Origin of the sequence: Zhongshania antarctica (assembly GCF_014202945.1) — a bacterium.
In the GTDB taxonomy this organism is placed as follows: Bacteria; Pseudomonadota; Gammaproteobacteria; order Pseudomonadales; family Spongiibacteraceae; genus Spongiibacter; species Spongiibacter antarcticus.
The window spans coordinates 373,977-381,456 of record NZ_JACHHW010000006.1 but is presented as its reverse complement, the minus strand read 5'-3'; the positions used below and the strand labels follow the sequence as shown (position 1 = coordinate 381,456).

Below are 7,480 nucleotides of genomic sequence, written 5' to 3'. Positions count from 1 at the left end.
GGAAGCCAGCACTCAATCGATTTATGATTGAATTTGAAGACCGCTTAGCGGATTATATTTAACCTTGGCAGTTACACAGAATTATTTACAGGCTCTTTCCTGAGGAAATACCATTATTAATACCTGAATTTAGGTATGCTGGGCTGGAAGAGAAACATATTTACAGGCTCGATTTTATGGTTATTAATCCCTATACCTTAAATAAGGTTGGATTTGAATTATCTCCTTGGTCGACTCATGGCTACCTAGGTAAAATAGGGGGGCTTACGCAGAAGAAAATTAATGAGATGGCTGCGGACAACTTTGCTAAAGAAATGAATAAACACCGAGCGTATTTTAAAGAGCACGATGTTTTTTGTTTGATTTTTACTGATGAAGGCTTGAAAGATACTAAAAAGCTATTCGACGATGAGATGCTTCCATGTCTTCAGCCAGAAAAACCACAAGTTCAATTGGCTTTTGATATTATGCATGAGTTTTTTTGAAGGTCTAATAACGCCACCTACGGTGAGTTAAAATTGCTGCTTCGCTATGGTTATCCCTCCTGTGGTGGCTGCCTAATGTATCTGGGAAGGGTTTGGAATGAGTTTTAAGTCGTACCGTAGCTATCTAATTTTTAAAAATGCGGTAGATACAAAGCGACGCTATATATTAGATAGCGAATCTAAAGATTTTCTCAATTCTATTATTGCTACCTGCGGAGGTCGTGAGCGTCCTTTGCCGGCAGGATTAGTTGTTTGGCGTGCTCAGAATGGCCATTCTTGGAGGCCTTATTATCAGCATGATCCTGAAGCTGATGAAGATATACATGTTGATGATTTTCCAGCCTCGTTCCCAAAGGCTCGAATGAAGCCTCTTGTAGATAGCGCGGCCGAAGGCAGGGCCAATTCCAAAGGAATTTCATGCTTGTATGTTGCTACAGACAAAGAGACCGCCATGTCGGAGGTTCGTCCTTGGCTCGGAGCAATTCTGTCACTGGGTCAACTAAGGTTGACCAGAGACTTAAGAGTTCTCGATTTTTCAGTAGAGCATGGGAAAAATAATATTCATTTATATTTCGAAGAGCCGGGCCCCGAAGAGATTGTGCGCGCTGTTTGGTCAGATATTGACAACGCTTTCTCAAGGCCAACAAAAGCTTCCGATTTGAAATCAGAATATGCCCCGACTCAAATAATCTCCGAATTCGTAAAATCAAAGGGATACGATGGTATTGCCTACAAGAGTGCTTTAGCTGGAGGTCACAACATTTGTCTTTTTGATTTGGAGTCAGCAGAGGTGATAAATTGCTCCATATACGAACCCACTAAAATAAGCTTCGATTTTAAGAGGGTAGAGGAGCATTGAAAATGGTGTTTATCAGAAATACATAGCAAGCCGTATTTTTTCGGATTATTTTTCGCTGAGATGCACGCCAGCCGCTGCCAGCTGGGTTGGGGCGATATAAAGGATGCTTAATTTTGATCGTTTGATTACTATCCGATGTCGGTCGGTGACAATTAAATGCGGAAATTTTTCTAATACATTGATATGTAACAAAAAAGGCCGCTAATCAGCGGCCTTTTTTCTTGGTTTAGAATATTTTCTCTAGTGATAGAATATTCTCTCTAGCGTTACTTCGGGCGTGATGCGGCAGTTCTCACTAGAGGCGATTCCGTACCCCCCGTAATACGGGCGTTTGCGAAAACTGTCGCATTAGAGAAAATACTGTTTTAGCGCTTGTGAAAATACTCATATAAAAATCAACAAGTTACGGGCGCGTCGGAAACTGCAAAAATAGCCAAAATCAGCCAAACAAAAATACCCACAGCCACTAATTAAGCTCTGGGTAATCTATGTATTCGATAGCGTAATTTTCCTTAATTTTTTCCCTTATTGCAAGACATACCCAGAGGGTACTTTGCTCAAGAAAATTCACTTTTGATACAGCAATCCGTTGACTGGAAATCGAACCTAAATCAGGGCTTAAATAACCGGTGATCACTTCAACCATGATGATGGGGCAGTTATGGGCATCGAGATTCGAAAAGCACACAGTACGGAGCTGACAAGGGAAGAGCTTTACGAGCTTGTATGGTCAATGCCAATGACAAAAGTCGGCAAGCAGCTTGAGATTTCAGATGTTGCAGTTAGGAAAATCTGCGTTAAATATAATATACCGCGACCACCTCAAGGCTACTGGGCCTCTGAGAGACGTCGCCGACAAGTGCGCCCTGTGCTTCCCAAGGCAGATCAATATGCATCAATTATCCGAATACATGTTCCTGAGCGTGCTAGTGCGCCGCTCGAACCGGAAATTCCATTGCCAGACGCTGTTGAAAAGGTTATTGCGAAAGGCGTTCCCTTGAGGTTGGGGCACAGACTCGGGGCTACTTCGCAGGAACTTAAGCGAGGCGAAACCGATAAATATGGTTTTCTTCGGCCCCGTTACGGCGTGGCTGTTCATGAGGTTATCGCTACTAAGGCATCGCTTTCGAGAGCGCTTCACCTAATGGAGTTTGTGTTCCAGGTGTGCGCGGCATCAGGAATGGCAATAGAAATTCCGGAAACCTCGCATTCAAGGCTAATCATGAATACGCTCATTGGAATCGGTGATAACAAAATTGCTCTCAGAATAAAGTCAGAAGTCAGTCGGGTGAATGCGCCTGTGGATCCTAAGGGTTGGGGGGATAAATATGCTTTTGATGACTCCGGGCGGTTATCCTTGACCGTAGACGGGAAAAAAGTTTTTCGGGAGGCTACCGGCGTGCCGCTAGAGCAAAACATCGGTGAGATATACCGACACATCGTGTCTGCCCTTAAGATTTCTGAGGAGCGGAGAAGGCTTGCGGCAATTGAGCGACGAAAGTCAGAAGTCGCTTCCCGCCGTAGATTGATTGATGCCGCTCTAGCTGAGCTGGAGGAGAAGCGACTGACGAACTTTGATGCGTTCAAGGCTGACACTGAGCGGAAGTTGGATTACGAATGCTTCGTGGCAGCGATGGAGTCGCGTGAAGAGCTAGATGCCCTTAAGGGTTGGAATGACTGGATTAAGTGGGCGCGACAAGCAACAGTTTTACCATTGGAGGCGCTGGCTAAGCATTACTTAGCTCGAGATGCGGAGCTAACCAGCGGACTGAAAAATTTGGCAGAACTCGACCCTGAAGATGACGGTATTGATAATGCTTTGATCAGGATGAATGTCTCGAGGGGTTACTACTGAGCTTAGAAGTAGCGTCAATCGACTTGTTTAGCCTTGAGCTCCGTAGATTATTGTTTATCGTCGACTAAATAGTCAGCTCGAGTTTATGATAGGTAACAGTAAAATCGTCCATGATTATAGGCCTATGACCTTATCAATGACTGTTAAGTCGCATGACTATCTTCGAATATCCTCTGAATTACTGATCGAGCGACCGCAATCCTATGCGTGAAAAGGAGGTAAGTGGGCGACAATACCCGAATGTTGCTGCAATTGACGCACGCTTGGCAGCGCTTGAAGCGGAAAGAGCTCATCTGCTGGTGCAGCGAGCGGAAATTAAGGCGTCCGAGGCGGAAAGGATACCCGTATCCGAGGAGCTTTCGCCTGGGCAAAAGGTAGCCATTTTCAGAGGTCTATTTCGGGGGCGGACAGATATTTTTGCGACCCGCTGGCAAAATCAACAGGGGCGCAGCGGTTATTCAGTTGCCTGTAATAATGAATGGGTGCCCGGCGTATGTAATAAACCGCGGATTAAGTGCCAGGACTGTAATCATCGGCAGTTTACTGAGCTCAATGACGATGTGGTTTACCGTCATCTCGCTGGTCAGAAAATTGTAGGTCTATACCCTCTGCTCCATGACAATACTTGCTACTTTCTCGCCGCTGATTTTGATAAATCGGGCTGGCGAGACGACGTCAAAGCAATGTCGCGGGCATGCAGCGAATTCGGCGTGGCCCATGCAATAGAGATCTCCCGATCTGGCAACGGCGCCCATCTCTGGATATTTTTTAGCGACAATATTCCTGCTAGGGAGGCCCGTTCTCTGGGATTTGGTCTGCTGGATAAGGCTATGGAGATCTGCCCAAACTTATCGTTTGACTCATATGATCGCTTATTCCCCAATCAGGATATTTTGCCCGAAGGTGGATTCGGCAATTTAATTGCTCTTCCTTTACAGAAAGAGGCCAGATTGTCGGGGAATAGTTCGTTTGTTGACGCCGAGCTAGAGCTTATTCAGAACCAATGGCAATACTTGGCAGGCCTGAAATCGCTATCAGCGCATGATGTTAATCGTCTGCTTGCAATATTGTCGCCGAGCTTGGATTTAGGCGCTGAGCAGGCGTTACCCGAAAACATCCCTCCATGGGAACTCACGGCCAAGCCTAAGACCCTCCCGCTAATTAACCTTGCGGGAACGCTGACGATTACGCTGGCCAATCACATCTATTTCAACTTAAGCGATGTGCCTGGGCCCTTAATCGCCAGACTCAGACGGCTGGCCAGTTTTTCTAACCCGGTTTTCTTCAAGACACAGGCGCTCCGGTTTTCAACCCACGGAATTCCACGTTTCATCACATGCGCTCGTATCGAGCTTGGTTATCTCGCATTGCCTCGAGGTTGCCTGGACGATGTGGTGGCGCTGCTAAACGAAAATAAGATAGCGTTTGAATTTGACGATAAGCGGCAAGTAGGCGAAAAACTGCGCGGTATGAAGGCCGCTTTTACGCTGAGGAAAAGTCAGCAAACGGCCATTAGCGCGCTCGTAAAATACGATACCGGCATATTGCACGCGCCGACTGCGTTTGGGAAAACCGTCACCGCTATCAGTATGATTGCCAAACGCAAGACCAATACACTCATCCTAGTGCACAGTCGGCAGTTGTTAGACCAGTGGGCCGAGCGTCTTAGATCATTTCTGCCAGATGTAAAAATTGGCATCATTGGCGGCGGTCAGAAAAAGCCTTCAGGTGTCATTGATATAGCCACTTATCAGAGTCTGATTGATAAGAAGGACAATTCAGTCTCAACCCTAGTGCAGGATTATGGTCATGTTGTCGTTGATGAGTGCCACCACGTGTCGGCACCGCGCTATGAAATGGTCTTAAACGAAGTCCGCGCAAAGTATTTGCTGGGTCTAACGGCTACGCCAGAAAGGCAGGATGGCCATCAGAAAATCATTTTCATGATCACTGGGCCAATACGTCATAGCGCGAAAAAAACGCAGGAAAACACGTTTACACAAGAAGTCCAAGTGCATCAGCTATATCACCCAATGCCAGAATACCTGCTTCAAGCAGAGGAACGTCCGAAAATTTCTGATGTATACCGCTGGATCATGGAAAACGATGATCGGACGCAGCTTATTGTTGCTAGCGTGCTGGAAAGCATTCAGCAGTCTAGGCATCCGATCGTACTGACAGAAAGGCGGGAGCATGCTGAAAGCATTAATGCGATTTTACTCGAAAAGGGAATTCAGTCCGTTGTCCTAAAGGGAGCAATGCGTGCTGCTGAGCGCAAAAACGTTGAAAAGCATTTGGCGACGGCACAAGTGGTCGTAGCAACCGGAAAATATGCGGGTGAGGGTTTTGACTTGCCTAGGTTGGATACGCTGTACTTAGCTATGCCAATAGCGTGGAAAGGCGCCTTAGCCCAATACGCTGGGAGAATTCATCGTGAAATCGATGGTAAAACCAATGTGACTATCCACGACTATGCTGATTTTGCATTGCCGATGCTTCACCGTATGTTTAAGAAACGGGAGAAAAGCTACAAGGCAATGGGCTACAAAATTTCGTATGGGGATGGTTAATATAAATTATCTCTATCAGTCACGGGTGCTGGCTGGATAAATTTCCGCTAGTACTTGAGTCTTAGTGTTTCACTTAGCGATGCATCTGATGTTTCTGTGATTCTATTTGAGAGCAATGTTTTCCAGGGCTGGAGCTCAGACGATGGGAGTAGCGGAACGAAATAGTAGCAAATGCCATCAAGTAACCAGATTGGCAATGACGGTGCTAGCTGCCGCCATTCTTCGCTGATTTCAACTTTGTTTTGTATTGGCATGCAGTTTAGCAGCCACCTCAAATATTCAATAAACGGCGATATATTGGGTTCCTTTGGGAACGCCGATTTTGAAATATGTTGGTGATAAACAAAGTCCCGCTGTGTGAGAGGAAAGGTGTGGATGCTCTTTAAGGCAGCGATGGGGATTTCAACAGGGTGATCGGCGGTGATCTTTTGGAGTCGAGTGCCTAAACCGCCACAAGTTGTGCAGTAAAAGGACGCGCAGCATGAACGTTCATTTTTGGCTGCGTTGAAAATAGCCGCTATAGTTTCGCTGGGTTGCATTTCCATGTCGCCTACGCAGTATGAAAATCGGCGTGAGTAATGCCTTTCTCATGCCACCCGCGAAGAAATCCTGACCAAATATTGGCCCTTAAGTTTGAACTGCTCGAAAACCTAGTGGCGTTCCATACTTTTTCTGATGTAGTCCCGTCTTTGTAGTGAATGATTACTTGGCCGTTATTCCCGTCAACTAGATGTTTCTTAAAGCTCGCTTCGTCTGGGTGGAATGACAGGGTTGGTTTGTCACCGGATGTTTCAGTTATTGATTCAGGTTCACGCGATGGGCTAACGCCTTCGTAGGCATCTAGTAGTCGTGAAATTACTTGTGCTGGAGTGTCGAAGCCCTCTGCATGGGATGCTAGGCGGTTATACAGGCTAGGCGTGAGGCGGATAACGGTCATTACAGTACGCTCCATATGATTTATGGTAACCATATATGGTTTGTGTTAACTTGTATATTGAAATTGCAATATATGGATGTAATTCATTCCTCTGAAAGTCGAATTACATTCAGGACTGTTCGGTTTTAGGTGAATATATGAAGGTGGTTTTGATCCAGTAATTACTTGCTAGATTACTTTTACTTGTTCGAAACGACTGAGCGGCGGTCTGGTGGCGTATTGTTTAATGCAATTTGTCGGGCAGTCCGAGTGCAAAAATCAACAGCCAAAGTGATGTGCGGCGTAAGCTTTATGAATAATGCTGCTGTGCACTCGTGCTGAATATCTAAGGAAAGACTCATGAACCTCCAAGATTTGGGATCCAAACTTCACGAAATGTACTTCGGATCAGCGGACGGGGAGACTGTCGCGATGATTCACCTCTTCGGTATCAAATATGCAGAACATATTCGGGAAAGTCGCGAGTCTATGAAGGCAATTGCGAAAGCAGCTGGTATACCAGAGTCCTACGGTACTGAGATCAGTAAAGGTGTCAAATTGTCAAAGTTCGTGACGCCGAAATAATGCATAACAATGCCAGGAATTGCGCATGTTTTAATAGATGTGGGGCAGCCAGTTGTCAGCGGTGTGACCTGATAACAGTTAATCGAAAGCGATTATTTTGCAGCGCCCCATATCTAGGGCATTTATAGAGCTAAAAACTTAGTGACTGGACGGCTCTATTTTTTAGCACCGTTTATTTGTGTTTACTATAGCTTTAAAATAGGGTGCAGG

The 7,480-nt window shown here is 45.7% G+C and carries 6 protein-coding genes; 5 read left to right on the top strand and 1 reads right to left on the bottom strand.

Going from position 1 to position 7,480, the window contains the following annotated elements; all coding sequences use genetic code 11:
- The first annotated feature begins 176 nt into the window (after window positions 1-176).
- The 4 genes from HNQ57_RS12905 to HNQ57_RS12890 all read left to right on the top strand — a co-directional run bounded on the left by HNQ57_RS12905 (window position 177) and on the right by HNQ57_RS12890 (window position 5,769).
- On the top strand, window positions 177-485 hold the full coding sequence (locus HNQ57_RS12905) for a hypothetical protein (protein ID WP_221301694.1): 309 nt from the start codon (window positions 177-179) through the stop codon (window positions 483-485).
- 97 nt (window positions 486-582) lie between these two features.
- Complete coding sequence (locus HNQ57_RS12900; RefSeq protein ID WP_184463570.1) at window positions 583-1,344, top strand: RES family NAD+ phosphorylase; 762 nt, start codon at window positions 583-585, stop codon at window positions 1,342-1,344.
- A gap of 661 nt (window positions 1,345-2,005) precedes the next feature.
- Window positions 2,006-3,199, top strand: a complete 1,194-nt coding sequence (locus tag HNQ57_RS12895; RefSeq protein WP_184463568.1) for an RWP-RK domain-containing protein — start codon at window positions 2,006-2,008, stop codon at window positions 3,197-3,199.
- Window positions 3,200-3,402: 203 nt separating this feature from the next.
- Window positions 3,403-5,769 carry a TOTE conflict system archaeo-eukaryotic primase domain-containing protein gene (locus HNQ57_RS12890; RefSeq protein ID WP_184463566.1) on the top strand — a complete coding sequence of 789 codons (2,367 nt, stop codon included), beginning with the start codon at window positions 3,403-3,405 and terminating at the stop codon, window positions 5,767-5,769.
- 550 nt (window positions 5,770-6,319) lie between these two features.
- Here the strand turns inward: HNQ57_RS12890 and HNQ57_RS12885 are convergent.
- Entirely contained in the window at window positions 6,320-6,706 is a 387-nt protein-coding gene (locus HNQ57_RS12885; RefSeq protein WP_184463564.1) for a hypothetical protein, read from the bottom strand.
- 339 nt (window positions 6,707-7,045) lie between these two features.
- Between HNQ57_RS12885 and HNQ57_RS12880 the strand changes: the two genes are divergently transcribed.
- Window positions 7,046-7,270 carry an HTH-like domain-containing protein gene (locus HNQ57_RS12880; protein ID WP_184463562.1) on the top strand — a complete coding sequence of 75 codons (225 nt, stop codon included), beginning with the start codon at window positions 7,046-7,048 and terminating at the stop codon, window positions 7,268-7,270.
- Window positions 7,271-7,480: the final 210 nt, after the last annotated feature.